We start from the raw sequence: 15,595 nt of genomic DNA on the forward strand, positions 1-15,595 counted from the left end.
GTCAATGACCACCGCCACCCCGAAGTCCCGCGGCCTCCAGGATCGGCTGCCCGTCTCGGTCAACCGGACCGTGCACGGGCTGGCCATTGCCTCACTGGTATCGCAGATGGGCATCATCATCACCGGCGGCGCCGTGCGGCTGACCAAGTCCGGCCTGGGCTGCTCGGAGTGGCCGAACTGCGTACCCGGTTCCATGACGCCGACGCCCGAGATGGGCATCCACGGGCTGATCGAATTCGGCAACCGCACGCTGACGTTCATCCTGGTCATCATCGCCGTGGCCATGCTCGTGTCGCTGTGGCGGATGCGCCGGTCGCACCGCACCCTGTTCGGCCTGGCGGTGGCCCTGCTGTGCGTCATCCCGGTGCAGGCCCTGATCGGCGGCATCACCGTGTGGACCGATCTGAATCCGTGGGTGGTGAGCCTGCACTTCCTGGCCTCGGCGGCACTGGTCGCTGTCGCCACGCTGCTGGTGAACCGCACCGGAATGTACTTGCGCGGCGGCACCGCCGTCGCCGTCGCTCCGGTCCCGCGCATCCAGGCAACCCTGGGCTGGACCATCGCCGCTACCTCTGCTGCCTCCATCGTGCTGGGCACGATCGTGACCGGCACCGGCCCGCATGCCGGTGACGCCAGTGCCCCGCGGCACAACTTCAGCGCGGACCTGGTGACGCGGATCCACGTGGTACCGGTCTACCTGCTGGTCGCGGCCATCGTGCTGGCGCTGGTGCTCGCCTACCGCCACGCCACCTCCCCGCAACTCCGTACCGCTCTTTGGTGGCTGGCCGCCGTGGTCCTGCTCCAAGGCGGCATCGGCTACCTGCAGCACTTCACCGGGCTGCCGGTCGGCCTCGTGCTGCTGCACATGCTCGGTTCTGCCCTACTGACCGTCGCGGCCACGAATGTCTGGGACCGTTCCACCGGCAAATTCCCGCTGTAGTCCGGTCCGACGGCGGGCTGTCGCTACTGTCCTGCCGAGGCCCGATCAGCCGGGCGGAACCCCTCGATGCCTTCGAGGAGGCGGGCGAGTTCGCGGCGGCTGCTCCCGGGCAAGGGGTGCAGCGGCAACCGCGGATCACCGGCGTCGATCCCGGCGGCCCTGGCCAACGAGTAGAGATTGCTGAGCGGGCGCAGCGAGCCGTAGTAGGCCATCAGCGGAGCCAACGCGGCGCGTGCCGCGGCGGCAGTTTCCTCATTGCCGGCCCGCAAGGCGTCGCGCAGCACCCGGTAGTGCGCCGGCAGCACGGCGATCGGCCCGCCGTGCCAGGCATCGGCGGCGAAGCCGGCCTCGGCGATCAGCGCGTCACCGCTCATGCCATGGCTGAAATCGCCCGCTTCGACCGGCAGCAGGTGGCGGAGTTCTTCATATCGCTCGCGGAATACTTCGGCATTGGGGGCCGATTCCTTCACGGCCACGATGTGGGTTTCCGCGGCCAGTTCGGCCACGAGCTCCAGGCTGAAGCTGAACTGCGTGGTGCGGGGATTGCTGTACAGGCAGACGGGGAGGCCGGACTGCCGGGCCGCCGCAACACACTGGGCGGCCACTTCCTCGTCCGTCAGGGGATAGTAGGAGACCGTGGAGACCAGGAGGCCGTCGGCGCCGGCAGCACTGGCGTCGTCGATGTTCTGCAGGAGTTCACGGGTGCCCACCGCGCTCACGCCGACGCACACCGGCAGCCCGGGCCGGACCGCCCTGGCCGCCTCCACCGCCGCTATGACGACATCCCGTCGCTCCGCGCGGTCCAAATAGGCGAAGTTGCCCGAACTGCCGAGCACCGTTATCGCGTCGACGGGCGCCTCGCTCACGGCGGCGATATGGCGAATCAGCTCCGGAAGGTTGACACCGCCGTCGTCATGGAAGGGGGTCACCGGATAAGCAATCAGGCCGCGGAAGGGATTCATGCCGCAATCTTAGGGCAGCGCGGGCAGGACAGCCCGACGGGGGCCGGCCGAAGAGATCAAGCCGGCGCGGGCGGGTGGCGCCTAGCCGAAGACGGGACCGCCGATGAAGGGGTCCAGGGCCAGGGCAAGGAACAGCACCGTCAGGTAGCTGATGGAACCGTGGAACACCCGCATGGCGCTCTTGTTCGTGACGGCGGTGCTTTCGGTTCCGCGCTTGGTCAGCGCGTAGAGCCGGTGCGATTCGTAGACGAACCAGGAACCGCTGAGCAGCGCCACGATCGTGTACACCCAGCCGGCGCCGCCGACCGGAGCCAGCAGCAGCGAGCAGACCAGGGTGGCCCAGGCGTAGAGCACGACCTGCACGGAAACCTGCCGGGCGCTGGCGATGGCGCCAAGCATCGGCACGTTGGCGGCGTTGTAGTCGTCGCTGTATTTCATGGAGAGCGGCCAGTAGTGCGGGGGCGTCCACAGGAAGATGACCATGAACAGGATCACCGCCGGCCACGCCACCGTGTTGGTCACGGCGGCCCAGGCGATGAGCACGGGGAAGCACCCGGCGGCGCCGCCCCAGACGATGTTCTGGGAGGTGCGGCGCTTAAGGATCAGCGTGTAGATCACGACGTAGAAGAAGATCGCGCCGACGCCCAGCATGCCGGCCAGCGGATTCGCCCCGAACCAGAGGAGCGCCACCGCCACCACGGCGAGCACCCAGGAGAACACCAGCGCCTCGCGCGGAGTCAGTTCCCCGGTCACGAGCGGGCGGTTCTCGGTCCGGTGCATGAGCTTGTCCATGTCCCGGTCGATGTAGCAGTTGAAGGAGCCGGCCGCTCCGGCAGCCAGGGCACCGCCGACCATCGTGGCAGCCATCAGCCAGAGGTCGGGAAAGCCGCCCTGGGCGAAGATCATGGTGGGCAGCGTGGTCACCAGCAGAAGTTCCATCACGCGGGGCTTCGTGAGCGCAATGTAGGCCTTGGCCTTGCGCGAGAAGCCGGGCTTGGCCGGAACGGCCAACGCCTGGTCCGGAACGGTCTGGATATTCAAGGAAAAACCACTCAGTTCTGCTGGAGTTCGTCTGACACACGAAAGCGCCCAGCCTTAAAGGACGGGCCAAGGTGCACCTACATCATACTCCTTCTATCTCTCGTAGAAACCGGTTTCGCCGGCCCCCGCCGAAACCTGCGCAGGCCCGCCCCGCTCCTGCCCGTCTCAAACAAGCTGCCTGTGACTGCGGGCACTGCAGCACGTCCTGCGCATTGCAGACTCAACGGATAGAGTGGGGAACAAGCGCCAACCCGCGGTGATGGGGCGCAACAAGCTCGAGGCAGTATCAACGGCGAATGGTCCACACGATCCGCGGCTGCGGCTGTTTTCCGGACCGTCGGCTGCCACCTGGACGTATCAGAAAGGGGCCCACCCGGTGCCACACATGGAAGATCAGGAATTGTCCTGGACATCGCTGGACCAGCGGGCGGTGGACACGGTGCGTGTCCTCGCCGCCGACGCAGTGGAGAAGGTCGGCAACGGCCACCCCGGCACCGCCATGAGCCTGGCCCCGGCCGCGTACCTGATCTTCCAGCAGTTCATGCGCCACGACCCGACCGATCCGCACTGGGTGGGCCGCGACCGGTTCGTCCTCTCCCCCGGCCACACCTCGCTGACGCTGTACATCCAGCTGTTCCTCTCCGGCTACGGCCTGGAACTGGAGGACCTGAAGGCGCTGCGGACCTGGGGATCGCTCACGCCGGGCCACCCGGAGTACGAGCACACCCCGGGCGTTGAAATCACCACCGGACCGCTGGGCCAGGGGCTCGCCTCCGCCGTCGGCTTCGCCTATGCCCAGCGCCGCACCCGCGGCCTGTACGACGCCGATGCTGCCGCCGGCGAGAGCCCGTTCGACCACACCGTCTGGGTGATCGCGTCCGACGGCGACCTGCAGGAAGGCGTCACCTCGGAGGCCTCCTCCCTGGCCGGCCACCAGGAGCTGGGCAACCTGGTGGTGCTCTACGACGACAACAAGATCTCCATTGAAGACGACACCGACATCGCCTTCACCGAAGACGTGCTCAAGCGCTACGAAGCGTACGGCTGGCACACCCAGCGGGTGGACTGGACCCGGACCGGCGAGTACGTCGAAGACGTCCCGGCCCTGTTCGAGGCCTTGAAAGCCGCAAAGGCCGAGACCTCCCGGCCCTCGATCATCTCGCTGCGCACCGTCATCGGCTGGCCCGCCCCCAAGAAGCAGAACACCGGCAAGATCCACGGCTCCGCCCTGGGCGCCGAGGAAGTTGCTGCCGTCAAGGAGGTGCTCGGCTTCGATCCGGAGCAGCACTTCGCCGTCGAGCCGGAGGTTCTGGACCACGCCCGGCAGGTAGCCGTGCGCGGCAAGCAGGCCCGCGCGGACTGGGAGACCGGCTACCAGGCGTGGCGCGAGGCCAACCCGGAGAACGCCGCACTGCTGGACCGTGTGCAGGCTTCCGAGTTGCCGCAAGGCTGGGAGGCGGCGCTGCCCGAGTTCCCGGCCGGCAAGGACGTCTCCACCCGGGCCGCCTCCGGCAAGGTGCTCAACGCCATCGGCCCGGTGCTGCCGGAGCTGTGGGGCGGTTCGGCGGACCTGGCCGAATCCAACAACACCACCATCGAAGGCTCCCCATCTTTCGTTCCCGAGTCGCGGCAGACCGACATGTGGTCCGGCGGGCCGTACGGCAGGGTGCTGCACTTCGGCATCCGCGAGCATGCCGCCGCCGCCATCGTCAACGGCATTGTGCTCAGCTCCAACACCCGCGCCTTCTCGGGCACGTTCCTGATCTTCAGCGACTACCAGCGGCCGGCCATCCGGCTGGGCGCCCTGATGGGCGTTCCCTCCATCTACGTGTGGACGCACGATTCCATCGGCCTGGGTGAAGACGGACCCACCCACCAGCCGGTGGAACAGCTGGCGAGCCTGCGCGCGATCCCGGGCCTCGACGTCGTCCGCCCGGCCGATGCCAACGAGGTGGCGCAGGCCTGGAAGACGATGCTGGAGAACCACAGCAACCCGGCCGGCATTGTGCTCACCCGGCAGAACCTGCCGGTCTACGAGCGCGGCGAAGGCGGTTTCGCCTCCGCCGACAACGTGGCCAAGGGGGCGTACGTGCTGGCCGAGGCGCAGTCCGGCGGCTCGGACACGACCCCGCAGGTGATCCTGCTCGCCACCGGTTCCGAAGTGCAGCTGGCCGTCCAGGCCCGCGAAACGCTGCAGGCCGACGGGATCGCCACCCGCGTGGTTTCCGTTCCCTGCCTCGAGTGGTTCAACCGGCAGGACGCCGCCTACCGCGAGTCGGTGCTTCCGGCCGGCATCAAGGCCCGCGTGTCGGTGGAGGCCGGCATTGCGCAGTGCTGGGACGGTTTGGTCGGCGACGCCGGCCGCAGCGTGTCCCTGGAGCACTACGGCGCCTCCGCCGACTACAAGACCCTGTTCCGCGAGTTCGGACTCACGGCCGAGGCTGTTGTCGAGGCCGCCCGCGACTCCCTCTCCCAGACCACCAATTCCTAAGGAGGACGCAATGTCCAACGCGAATACCCAGGCACTCTCCGACGCCGGCGTTTCCATCTGGCTCGACGACCTTTCGCGCCAGCGGATCAACTCCGGAACCCTGAGGGCCCTGATCGACGAAAAGAACGTGGTGGGCGTCACGACCAATCCCTCCATCTTCGCGGCGGCCCTGCAGGACGGCCGCAGCTACGAGGCGCAGGTTCAGCAGCTGGCCGCCGACGGCGCGGACGTGGACTCGGCGGTCTTCGCCATCACGACCTCCGACGTGGCCGAGGCCTGCGACCTGTTCTCCCCGCTCGCCGCCGATACCGAAGGCGTGGACGGCCGTGTGTCGATCGAGGTGGACCCCCGGCTGGCCCGTGACGCGCACGGCACGGCCGCCGAGGCCCAGCATCTGCACAAGGCCGTGGGCCGCACCAACGCCTTCATCAAGATCCCGGCCACCAGCGAAGGTTTGGAGGCCATCACCGAGACCCTCGCGCTCGGCATCAGCGTCAACGTGACCCTGATCTTCTCGCTGCAGCGCTACCGCGAAGTGATCAACGCCTTCATGCTGGGGCTGGAACAGGCCAAGGAAAACGGCAAGGACCTGGCGACCATCCACTCGGTGGCTTCGTTCTTCGTCTCCCGCGTGGATTCCGAGATTGACAAGCGCCTGGACGCCGCCGGGACCGAGGAGGCCGCCGCGTTGAAGGGCAGGGCCGGCGTCGCCAACGCACGCCTGGCCTACCAGATCTACGAGGAGCAGTTCGCGACCGAACGCTGGCAGGTGCTGGCGGCTGCCGGCGGCCGGCCGCAGCGGCCCCTGTGGGCTTCCACCGGCGTGAAGAACCCGGACTACCCGGACACCTTGTACGTCACCGAACTCGTCGCCCCGAACGTGGTCAACACCATGCCGGAGCAGACGCTGGAAGCCGTCGCCGACCACGGCAAGGTCGAGGGAGACCGGATCACCGGCACCTACGCGGAAGCCAACAAGGTGCTCGACGACATCGCGCAGGCCGGCATTTCCTACAACGAGGTGGTGGAGCTGCTCGAGGACGAGGGCCTGGAGAAGTTCGTGGCCAGCTGGCAGGAGTTGCGGGAGACCGTCCAGAACGCCCTCGAGTCGGTGCCCGGAGCCCGGAAGTCATGAGTTCGCTGGCTTTCGAAGCGTCGGGAGCCGCACTGGCCGCCGTCCGCCGTCATATCGGTACCCTGGTGGACGACCGGGTCGCGTCCCGCATCGCGGCCCAGGACAACACCCTGTGGGGCCCGGAGGCAGAAGCCGAGGCGGCCGTCCGCCTCGGCTGGGTGGACGCCGCGGCGCTGTCCCGGCCGCTGGTCCCGGAGATCCTGGAGCTGCGCAAGGAGCTTACGGCCGAGGGCGTGTCCCGCTTTGTGCTGGCCGGGATGGGCGGCTCCTCGCTGGCGCCCGAAGTGATCGCCAACACCGCCGGCGTGGAGCTCACCGTGCTGGACAGCACGGATCCCCAGCAGGTGGGTGCCGCGCTGGCAGAACGGCTTGCCGACACGGCCATCATCGTGTCGTCCAAGTCCGGTTCCACGCTGGAAACCGATTCGCAGCGCCGTGTCTTGGAGCAGGCCTTCACGGACGCCGGTTTGGATGCCGCTTCGCGGATCATCGTGGTCACCGATCCCGGCTCCCCATTGGATGAGGCGTCGCGGGAAGCCGGGTACCGGGCGGTGTTCAACGCCGACCCCAACGTCGGCGGGCGGTACTCCGCGCTGACCGCCTTCGGCCTGGTTCCCGCCGGACTGGCCGGCGTGGACATCGAACGGCTGCTTGACGACGCCGAAGAGGCCGCCGAGGTGCTCTCCGAGGATTCCGCCGACAACATGGCCCTGGCCCTGGGCGCGGCGCTGGCCGGCACCGAGCCGCTGCGCAACAAGGTAGCCATCGCCGACGAAGGGTCCGGCATCGTCGGCTTCGCCGACTGGGCCGAGCAGTTGGTCGCCGAGTCCACCGGCAAGCTGGGGACCGGACTGCTGCCGGTGGTGGTCAACGCCGGCGACCCGGAGACCGTCTCCGGAGCCAAGGACGTGCTGGTGGTCCGGCTCGTCTCCCCCGATCACGAGGTGACGGTCGGAGCCGACGAGGTTGCCGTGGGCGGGAGCCTGGGCAGCCAGCTGCTGCTGTGGGAGTACGCCACGGCCGTAGCCGGCCGCCTGCTGGGCATCAATCCCTTCGACCAGCCGGATGTCGAGGCGGCGAAGGTCGCGGCACGCGGGCTGCTGGACGAACGTCCGGCGGCGGCGCTGCCCGATTTCACCGACGGCGCCGTCCAGGTGCGCGGCAGCGGCTTGGCCATGGGCGCGTCGCTGGACGACGCGCTGCGCGACCTGCTGGGCAAACTGGGACCGGACGGCTATGTGAGCGTCCAGGCCTACCTCGACCGCTTTGGCCAGGCCGAGCTGGAACGCATCCGGCCCCTGCTGGCCGAAGCGACCGGACGGCCCGTGACTTTCGGCTGGGGCCCGCGGTTCCTGCATTCCACCGGGCAGTTCCACAAGGGCGGACCGGGCATTGGCGTCTACCTGCAGCTGACCGGCGAGGCCGCGACGGACATCCCCATCCCCGGACGCGAGTTCAGCTTCGGCGAACTCATCGATGCCCAGGCAGCCGGCGACGCCAACGTCCTGCGGGAGGGCGGCCGCCCCGTCCTGCGCCTGCATCTGGCCGACCGGGCGGCCGGCGTGCGCCAGGTGATGGACGCCGTGTCCCGACTGGCTGGAAAGCAGTAATGGCCCCTTCCGCACGACAACGTCCGGCCAACCCACTGCGTGACCCGCGCGACCGCCGGCTTGACCGCATTGCCGGGCCCTGTTCCCTGGTGCTGTTCGGGGTCACCGGAGACCTGGCCCGCAAGAAGCTCATGCCGGCGGTCTACGATCTGGCCAACCGCGGGCTGCTGCCGCCCAGCTTCGCGCTGGTCGGCTTCGCCCGCCGGCCCTGGGACGACGACGAGTTCGCCGCCCAGGTGAAGGAATCCGTGCAGCGGCACGCCCGCACCCCGTTCCGCGAGGACGTCTGGACCCACCTGGCGGCCGGCATCCGGTTCGTCCAGGGCGCTTTCGACGACGAGGCCGCCTTTGAGCAGCTCCGCGGCACCTTGGAAGAGCTGGACGAGCACCGCGGGACCCAGGGCAACCACGCCTTCTACCTCTCGATTCCGCCCAACGCCTTCGAGCAGGTGTGCAAGATGCTCTCGTCGCACGGCCTGGCCCAGGCAACCGATGAAGCAGACGGCATGCCGTGGCGGCGGGTGGTCATCGAGAAGCCCTTCGGGCACGACCTTCAGTCCGCCCGTGAACTGAACAACATCGTCGAATCGGTCTTCCCGCCGGACGCAGTGTTCAGGATCGACCACTATCTGGGCAAGGAGACGGTCCAGAACATCCTGGCCCTGCGCTTCGCGAACCAGCTGTTCGAGCCGCTCTGGAACGCCAACTACGTGGACCACGTGCAGATCACCATGGCGGAGGACATCGGCATCGGCGGCCGGGCAGGCTATTACGACGGCGTCGGGGCGGCGCGCGACGTCATCCAGAACCACTTGCTCCAGTTGCTTGCCCTGACGGCCATGGAGGAACCCATTTCCTTCGACGCGGAGGACCTGCGGACGGAGAAGGAAAAGGTGCTGGCCGCCGTCAAGCTTCCCGAGGACCTGTCGGCCCATTCGGCCCGTGGCCAGTACACCGGCGGGTGGCAGGGCGGCGAGAGAGTCGCCGGCTACCTGGAGGAAGAAGGCTTCAACCCGGACTCGGTCACCGAGACCTACGCGGCGCTGCGGCTGGACATCCACACCAGGCGCTGGTCCGGGGTGCCCTTCTACCTGCGTGCCGGCAAGCGGCTGGGCCGCCGGGTGACAGAGATTGCGGTGGTGTTCAAACGCGCGCCCAACCTGTTGTTCCCCAACCATCATGAGGACGACTTCGGCCAGAACGCGGTGGTGATCCGCGTCCAGCCCGACGAAGGGGTCACCATGCGCTTCGGTTCCAAGGTGCCCGGCACGCAGATGGAAGTCCGGGATGTCACCATGGACTTCGGCTACGGGCACGCGTTCACCGAGTCCAGTCCGGAGGCGTACGAACGGCTGATCCTGGACGTCCTGCTCGGCGAGCCGCCGCTGTTCCCCCGCCACCAGGAAGTCGAACTGTCCTGGAAGATCCTTGACCCGTTCGAGGAGTACTGGGCCAACAGCCGCACCCGGCCGGAACCGTACTCCCCCGGCAGCTGGGGACCGGCGTCGGCCGATGAGCTGTTGGCCCGTGACGGACGCACTTGGAGAAGGCCGTGATTAAAGAGCTCAAGGACACGACCACGTCGAAGGTCTCGAAGGAAATCGTGGCCATGCGGGAGCAAGGCGGCGTGGTGGCCCTGGGGCGCGTGCTGACCCTGGTGGTCGTGACCTCGCTGGGTTACGAAGAAGAGGCCATCTTCGCCGCCAACGCCGCCAGCCGGGAACATCCCTGCCGGATCATTGCCCTGGTCGATGCGGGGTCGGAGGCGAAGACCAGGCTGGATGCCCAAATCCGGGTCGGCGGCGATGCCGGAGCAGCCGAAGTGGTGGTGCTGTACGGCTACGGCCAGCTGGCAGCCGAAAGCGAGTCCCTCGTGGCTGCCCTGCTGCTGCCCGATGCCCCGATCGTCGCGTGGTGGCCGCACGGCATGCCGAAGGATGCTTCGCGCACGTCCATCGGCCGGATTGCGCACCGCCGCATCACCGATTCCGACAGGGAGCCCGACCCGCAGCAGGCACTGTTCAGCCTGCGCGAGACTTATACCGCCGGGGACACGGACCTGGCCTGGACGCGGTTGACCAGTTGGCGCGTCCAGTTGGCCGCCGTCTTTGACCAGCTGGAACCCGCCCCGGTCACCTCGGTTGCCGTGGAGGGCGCCTCCGACTCCCCCAGCACCGTCCTCTTGGCGGCGTGGCTGACGCTGGCCCTGAACGCGCCGGTGACCATCGTGGAGGACACGGCGGGGACCGGCATCCGGGGCGTGCGCATCTCCCGGACGACCGGCGACATCCGGATCCTGCGTCCCGGCCCGTCCGTGGCCGAACTCATCATGCCCGGCCTGCCGGTGCAGCGCATTACGCTGCCGCGCCGTCCCCTGGAGGAATGCCTGGCCGAAGAACTCCGCCGGCTGGACCCGGACGAAGTGTTCGGCGAGGTGCTGATTCATGGATTGCCCCGGACCAATTTGAGGAGCGTGCGCCGCAGTGACCGCTGACCCACACGTCGTAGTCCATTCCGACACCGCCGCCGTCGCCGGCTCGGCTGCCCGGAGGCTGGTGGAGCGCCTGGCGGCGGTCCAGGCCGAGCGCGGCGATGCCACCGTGGTGCTCACCGGCGGCAGCCTGGGCATCAACACGTTAAAGGCGGTCGCCGCCGTCGACGCCCCCGCCGGCTTCGATTGGTCCAAGGTCAACATCTGGTGGGGCGACGAGCGGTTCGTCGCCCAGGACAGCCAGGACCGCAACGAACGGCAGGCCCGCGAAGCGCTGCTGGACGCGCTCCCCCTGGACCCGCACCGGGTGCACCCCTTCGGCGCGGCCGGCGAACACGCCGACCCGGACGCTGCAGCCGCGGCCTATTCCGCCGCGCTGCGGCAGGCCGCGGCCGAAGAGGGCACGAGCGGCCCGGTGCCCAGATTCGACGTGCTGTTGCTGGGCGTCGGTCCTGATGCCCACATCGCATCGCTGTTTCCCGAGATGGGCGGCATCCGCGAGGAAGAGCGTTCGGTGGTCGGCGAGACCGATGCGCCGAAACCCCCGCCGGAGCGCGTGTCCCTGACGCTGCCGGCGATCAACTCGGCGGACGAGGTCTGGCTGGTGGTGGGCGGCCAGGACAAGGCCGGTGCCGTGGGACTGGCCCTGGCCGGCGCCAACCCGGTGCAGGTTCCCGCCGCCGGTGCGCGCGGGCGCAAGCGCACCGTGTGGCTGCTGGACCAGGACGCCGCGTCCAAGCTGCCGCACGCGCTGCTGTCCGCGGCCGAAAGAGGCGACGGCTAACAGCGGTTCCTCCGGCGCCCGGCATTGCCGGTGGGTTCGGCCCGCTAGCGCGCCTCTCGACGCCGTCGCCGCAGCTTCTCGAGCGCCTGTTCCACGACGGCCTCCGCCTCGTCCGGGCTGCGCCGTTCCTTCGCGTACTCGAGGTGGCTCTTGTAGGGCTCGTCGCTGCTGCGGGCTTCGGTGGTGTACCCGCCCGGTTCCCTGGCTGCGGTCTGGCCGCAGTGCGGGCAGTCCCACGACGGCGGGATGTCGGCTTCGCTCAGATTGGCGAAGACCGGTGTGGTCTGGTGTCCCTTCGGACACCAATACGTGACGGGAACCTTGGTCACCGGAACTACCGTCCGCCCGGTCACGGCCTGCCAGCCCGCAAGCCCGGCACCCGACTCGGAACCCACCCGTACCGCGCGGAAAGAATTCGACGGATCAACCATGTTTGCTCCCCGCTGAGAAGAATCGATGCCCCCTGCATCGGGCACCAGTCTACGGGTCGAACAGCGATGGGTTAAGGGGTAGGCCGAAGTCGTCGGTCCCTCGGGCCCAGACAGCGGAGCCGGGCGGGGAGCCGGGCGCCGGAAGCGTCGGTCAGGATTCCGCGCTGAAACGCATCATGAGGCCGAGGGCCACGATGACCGCGCCCCAGACAAGCCCCAGGACGACGGTGAACCGGTTGAGGTTGCGCTCCGCGACGCCGGACGAGCCCAGGCTGGTGGTCATGCCGCCGCCGAACATGTCGGACATGCCGCCGCCGCGCCCCTTGTGGAGCAGGATGAGCAGGGTCAGCAGCAGGCTCGTAATGCCGAGCAGGATTTGCAGCGTGATCTTCAGAGCTTCCACAGTGGCCTTTCGTCAGCTGTCGGGATATCCCAGTGGCGGGCAGACATCACTTTGTCAGCAGGTGGTGTTCGAACCTGACAATATTAGCAAATTCGCCTGCATCCAGACTGGCGCCGCCGACCAACACGCCGTCCACGTCGCGCTCGTTCAGGATCGCGGCCGCGTTTGCCGCCTTCACGGAGCCGCCGTAGAGCAAACGCACCCCGGCTGCCACGCTGTCATCGAAGAGGACGGCCATCTCCGCGCGGATGGCGGCGCACATCTCCTGGGCATCCTCGGGGCCGGCCACTTCCCCGGTGCCGATCGCCCACACCGGTTCGTAGGCGATGACCAACCCGGCCGCCTGCCCGGCCTCCAGGCCTGCTACATCCGCGCGCAGCTGACCGAGCGTGTGCTCCACGTGGTTCCCGGCCTGGCGCACGGCGAGGCCTTCGCCGACGCACAGCACCGGTGTCAGCTTGTGCCGGTAGGCCGCCTTCAGCTTCCCGTTCAGCAACGCGTCGTCCTCGCCGTGGATCTCGCGCCGCTCGGAATGCCCGACCAGCACATACCGGCAGCCCAGCTTGGCCAGGAATTGTCCGGAGATGTCACCGGTGTAGGCGCCGGCATCGTGCGGCGAGAGGTCCTGGGCGCCGTAGACAAGCTTCAGGTCGTCGCCGTTGACCAGCGTCTGCACGCCCCGCAGGTCGGTGAACGGAGGGAAGACGGCAACCTCGACCCGGGCATAGTCGTGCCGGGCATCGCTCAGCGTCCACGCCAGTTTCTGCAACAGGGTGATGCCCTGGACGTGGTCCATGTTCATCTTCCAGTTGCCGGCGATCAGCGGGGTGCGGTCGAACTTGCCGTTGGTCGAGGTGGTCACTGAGGTCTCCATCTGTTGTGGGCGTCGCGGTGGACGCCGTGCTGCGCTGCGGGGCGGCGCCGTCGGGCTTGGGCGGTACCGGCAGCCCCTGCCGCCGGAGGCGGCAGGGGTGCCTGCGATCAGTCCTCCAGTGCTGCCAGGCCGGGCAGTTCCTTGCCCTCAAGGTATTCGAGGCTGGCGCCGCCGCCGGTGGAAATGTGTCCGAAGGCGCCGTCGTCAAAGCCGAGGGCACGCACCGCGGCGGCGGAATCTCCTCCGCCGACGACGGTGAAGCCGTCGCTCCCGGTGAGGGCCTTGGCTACCGTGCGGGTGCCGTTGGCGAACGCGGCGAACTCAAACACACCCATCGGACCGTTCCAGAAGACGGTGTTCGCCGAGTGGATCTGGTGGGCGAAGGCTTCGGCCGACTCCGGGCCGATGTCCAGGCCGATGCCGCTGGAGCCGAACGATGCCGACTCGATGCTGTCCGCCGGAACCACTTCCCAGGCCGCATCGGCGGCGAACTTTTCGGCGACCACGATGTCGGTCGGCAGGATGAACGTGCAGCCCAGCTCCTTGGCACGTGCGAGGTAGCCGCGGACGGTGTCCAGTTGGTCCTGCTCCAGCAGGCTGGAGCCGACCTTGTAGCCCTGGGCCGCCAGGAAGGTGAAAACCATGCCGCCGCCGACCAGCAGGTAGTCGGCCTTGCCCAGCAGGTTCTCGATCACGGCCAGCTTGTCCGAGACCTTGGAACCGCCCAGGACCACCACGTACGGCCGCTGCGGGGCCTCGGTGAGCCTGTTCAGGACCTGCAGCTCCGTGCGGACCAGGTCGCCCTGGTAGGCCGGAAGCCGGCGGGCGATGTCGAAGACGGAAGCATGCTTGCGGTGGACGGCGCCGAAGGCGTCGTCCACGTAGGCTCCGTCGTCACCGGTCAGGGCGGCGAGTTCAGCAGCAAAGGCCTCCCGGTCGGCGTCGTCCTTGCTGGTTTCCCTGGGATCGAACCGCACGTTCTCCAGCACCAGCACTTCCCCGTCCTGCAGGCCGGCGGCCGCCTCCCGGGCGGCCGGGCCCACCGTGTCCGCGGCGAACTTGACCGTGACCGGTGCCAGCTCCTTCAGCCGGGCGACCGCGGGGCGCAGCGAGAACTTCTCCTCGGGTGCGCCCTTGGGGCGGCCGAGGTGGGCCGTCACGATGACCCGCGCTCCGGCTTCCGCGAGCTTGGAGATGACCGGCAGGGACGCCCGGATACGCCCGTCGTCGGACACCTTCAGCTCCGGGAGTTCACCCTCCAGGGGGACGTTCAGGTCCGAGCGGACCAACACGCGGCGTCCGCGGACCCCGGCGGCCAGCAGGGCATCAAGAGAATGTGCAGTCATTTCTTCCTTCGTGCGGAGGACGGGACGGGCTGGGACCTAGGACAGCTTTGAGGCAATCAGAGCCGTCAGGTCCACCAGGCGGTTGGAGTAGCCCCACTCGTTGTCGTACCAGCCGACAACTTTCACCTGATTACCCATTACCTTAGTCAGTCCCGAGTCGAAGATCGAAGAGGCCGGGTCTGTGACGATATCGGAGGACACGATGGGGTCCTCGGTATACGCGATGATCCCGGCCCAGTGCGGGTCGCCGGCGGCCGCCTTGAACGCCGCGTTGACCTCGTCCACATCGGTTTCGCGGGACACGGTAACGGTCAGGTCGGTCATCGAGCCGGTCGGCACCGGCACACGGACCGCGAAGCCGTCCAACTTGCCCTGCAGTTCCGGGAGGACCTGCCCGATGGCCTTCGCTGCGCCGGTCGATGTCGGCACGAGGTTGATGGCCGCCGCCCGGGCGCGCCGCAAGTCCCGGTGCGGCCCGTCCTGCAGGTTCTGGTCGGCGGTATAGGCGTGGATGGTGGTCATGAGTCCGTGTTCGATGCCGAACGTCTCGTGCAGCACCTTCGCCATCGGCGCCAGGCAGTTCGTGGTGCAGGACGCGTTCGAAATCAGGTGGTGGTTACCGGCGTCGTACTCACTGTCATTGACGCCCATCACAATGGTGATGTCCTCGTCCTTGGCCGGGGCCGAGATCAGGACTTTCTTCGCCCCGGCGTCGATGTGCTTGCGGGCGCCGCCGCCCTTGTTGAACCTGCCGGTGGATTCGATCACGATGTCGACGCCGAGGTCGCTCCACGGCAGGTCGGCCGGTTCCTTTTCGGACAGGACGCTGACCTTCCGGCCGCCGACGATCAGGTTGCCGGCATCCACCTCAACCGTTTCCTTCAGCACGCCCAGGACGCTGTCGTATTTGAGCAGGTGGGCCAGGGTGTGGGCATCGGTCAGGTCGTTGACCGCCACGATTTCCAGGTCCGTGTTTTGCGCCAGGGCGGCGCGGAAGTAGCTGCGGCCGATCCGGCCGAATCCATTAATTCCAACTCGAGTAGTCATGAGCCTCTACCTCGTGGATGGGGCCGTGGCCGGCGGGCTC

The 15,595-nt window shown here is 68.2% G+C and carries 14 protein-coding genes; 7 read left to right on the forward strand and 7 right to left on the reverse strand.

From position 1 onward, the window contains the following. Nucleotides 1–4: 4 nt before the first annotated feature. Nucleotides 5–940: a COX15/CtaA family protein gene (locus AC5RUK_RS03550; RefSeq protein ID WP_493987287.1), complete on the forward strand. Its 936-nt coding sequence runs from the start codon at nucleotides 5–7 to the stop codon at nucleotides 938–940. Nucleotides 941–963: 23 nt separating this feature from the next. On the opposite strand, the gene AC5RUK_RS03555 is transcribed toward AC5RUK_RS03550, so the two are convergent. Both AC5RUK_RS03555 and AC5RUK_RS03560 read right to left on the reverse strand, forming a co-directional pair. Next, on the reverse strand, nucleotides 964–1,902 hold the full coding sequence (locus AC5RUK_RS03555; RefSeq protein ID WP_494151396.1) for a dihydrodipicolinate synthase family protein: 939 nt from the start codon (nucleotides 1,900–1,902) through the stop codon (nucleotides 964–966). Nucleotides 1,903–1,983: 81 nt separating this feature from the next. Beyond that, nucleotides 1,984–2,943 (reverse strand): heme o synthase, encoded by a 960-nt coding sequence (locus tag AC5RUK_RS03560; RefSeq protein ID WP_493987289.1) that lies wholly within the window; start codon nucleotides 2,941–2,943, stop codon nucleotides 1,984–1,986. A 385-nt stretch (nucleotides 2,944–3,328) separates the two neighbouring features. Here AC5RUK_RS03560 and tkt point away from each other — a divergent pair, with 385 nt between their 5' ends. From tkt to pgl, 6 genes are read left to right on the forward strand one after another with little or no spacing between them, the layout of a single operon-like run. Further along, nucleotides 3,329–5,434, forward strand: a complete 2,106-nt coding sequence (gene tkt / locus AC5RUK_RS03565) for a transketolase (RefSeq protein ID WP_494151397.1) — start codon at nucleotides 3,329–3,331, stop codon at nucleotides 5,432–5,434. A 10-nt stretch (nucleotides 5,435–5,444) separates the two neighbouring features. Next, nucleotides 5,445–6,569 carry a transaldolase gene (tal, locus tag AC5RUK_RS03570; protein ID WP_494151398.1) on the forward strand — a complete coding sequence of 375 codons (1,125 nt, stop codon included), beginning with the start codon at nucleotides 5,445–5,447 and terminating at the stop codon, nucleotides 6,567–6,569. Beyond that, a complete protein-coding gene (locus AC5RUK_RS03575) occupies nucleotides 6,566–8,179 on the forward strand; it encodes a phosphoglucose isomerase-related protein (RefSeq protein WP_494151399.1) in 1,614 nt (537 codons plus the stop codon). Before tal ends, AC5RUK_RS03575 begins: the two co-directional genes overlap by 4 nt. Next, nucleotides 8,179–9,735 (forward strand): glucose-6-phosphate dehydrogenase, encoded by a 1,557-nt coding sequence (gene zwf / locus AC5RUK_RS03580; RefSeq protein WP_494108806.1) that lies wholly within the window; start codon nucleotides 8,179–8,181, stop codon nucleotides 9,733–9,735. The genes AC5RUK_RS03575 and zwf overlap by 1 nt, the downstream gene beginning before the upstream one ends. A gap of 53 nt (nucleotides 9,736–9,788) precedes the next feature. Next, nucleotides 9,789–10,673, forward strand: a complete 885-nt coding sequence (locus AC5RUK_RS03585; protein WP_494108859.1) for a glucose-6-phosphate dehydrogenase assembly protein OpcA — start codon at nucleotides 9,789–9,791, stop codon at nucleotides 10,671–10,673. After that, nucleotides 10,663–11,454 (forward strand): 6-phosphogluconolactonase, encoded by a 792-nt coding sequence (pgl, locus tag AC5RUK_RS03590; protein ID WP_494108805.1) that lies wholly within the window; start codon nucleotides 10,663–10,665, stop codon nucleotides 11,452–11,454. Before AC5RUK_RS03585 ends, pgl begins: the two co-directional genes overlap by 11 nt. A 44-nt stretch (nucleotides 11,455–11,498) precedes the next feature. On the opposite strand, the gene AC5RUK_RS03595 is transcribed toward pgl, so the two are convergent. The 5 genes from AC5RUK_RS03595 to gap form a co-directional block, all read right to left on the reverse strand. Further along, complete coding sequence (locus tag AC5RUK_RS03595) at nucleotides 11,499–11,885, reverse strand: RNA polymerase-binding protein RbpA (protein WP_493987294.1); 387 nt, start codon at nucleotides 11,883–11,885, stop codon at nucleotides 11,499–11,501. Nucleotides 11,886–12,036: 151 nt separating this feature from the next. Further along, entirely contained in the window at nucleotides 12,037–12,288 is a 252-nt protein-coding gene (gene secG / locus AC5RUK_RS03600) for a preprotein translocase subunit SecG (RefSeq protein WP_493938941.1), read from the reverse strand. Nucleotides 12,289–12,334: 46 nt separating this feature from the next. Beyond that, nucleotides 12,335–13,150: a triose-phosphate isomerase gene (tpiA, locus tag AC5RUK_RS03605; protein ID WP_494108804.1), complete on the reverse strand. Its 816-nt coding sequence runs from the start codon at nucleotides 13,148–13,150 to the stop codon at nucleotides 12,335–12,337. Between the two features lie 119 nt (nucleotides 13,151–13,269). Continuing rightward, on the reverse strand, nucleotides 13,270–14,508 hold the full coding sequence (locus AC5RUK_RS03610; protein ID WP_493987297.1) for a phosphoglycerate kinase: 1,239 nt from the start codon (nucleotides 14,506–14,508) through the stop codon (nucleotides 13,270–13,272). 36 nt (nucleotides 14,509–14,544) lie between these two features. After that, on the reverse strand, nucleotides 14,545–15,555 hold the full coding sequence (gene gap, locus AC5RUK_RS03615) for a type I glyceraldehyde-3-phosphate dehydrogenase (protein ID WP_493987298.1): 1,011 nt from the start codon (nucleotides 15,553–15,555) through the stop codon (nucleotides 14,545–14,547). Nucleotides 15,556–15,595: the final 40 nt, after the last annotated feature.

It is taken from the genome of Arthrobacter sp. Y3223065 (genome assembly GCF_059090885.1).

Coding starts and splice junctions, on each gene's coding strand:
- AC5RUK_RS03550 (WP_493987287.1), top strand. CDS start 5: ATGACCACCGCCACCCCGAAGTCCCGCGGCCTCCAGGATCGGCTGCCC.
- AC5RUK_RS03555 (WP_494151396.1), bottom strand. CDS start 1,902: ATGAATCCCTTCCGCGGCCTGATTGCTTATCCGGTGACCCCCTTCCAT.
- tkt (WP_494151397.1), top strand. CDS start 3,329: ATGGAAGATCAGGAATTGTCCTGGACATCGCTGGACCAGCGGGCGGTG.
- tal (WP_494151398.1), top strand. CDS start 5,445: ATGTCCAACGCGAATACCCAGGCACTCTCCGACGCCGGCGTTTCCATC.
- AC5RUK_RS03575 (WP_494151399.1), top strand. CDS start 6,566: ATGAGTTCGCTGGCTTTCGAAGCGTCGGGAGCCGCACTGGCCGCCGTC.
- zwf (WP_494108806.1), top strand. CDS start 8,179: ATGGCCCCTTCCGCACGACAACGTCCGGCCAACCCACTGCGTGACCCG.
- AC5RUK_RS03585 (WP_494108859.1), top strand. CDS start 9,789: ATGCGGGAGCAAGGCGGCGTGGTGGCCCTGGGGCGCGTGCTGACCCTG.
- AC5RUK_RS03595 (WP_493987294.1), bottom strand. CDS start 11,885: ATGGTTGATCCGTCGAATTCTTTCCGCGCGGTACGGGTGGGTTCCGAG.
- AC5RUK_RS03610 (WP_493987297.1), bottom strand. CDS start 14,508: ATGACTGCACATTCTCTTGATGCCCTGCTGGCCGCCGGGGTCCGCGGA.
- gap (WP_493987298.1), bottom strand. CDS start 15,555: ATGACTACTCGAGTTGGAATTAATGGATTCGGCCGGATCGGCCGCAGC.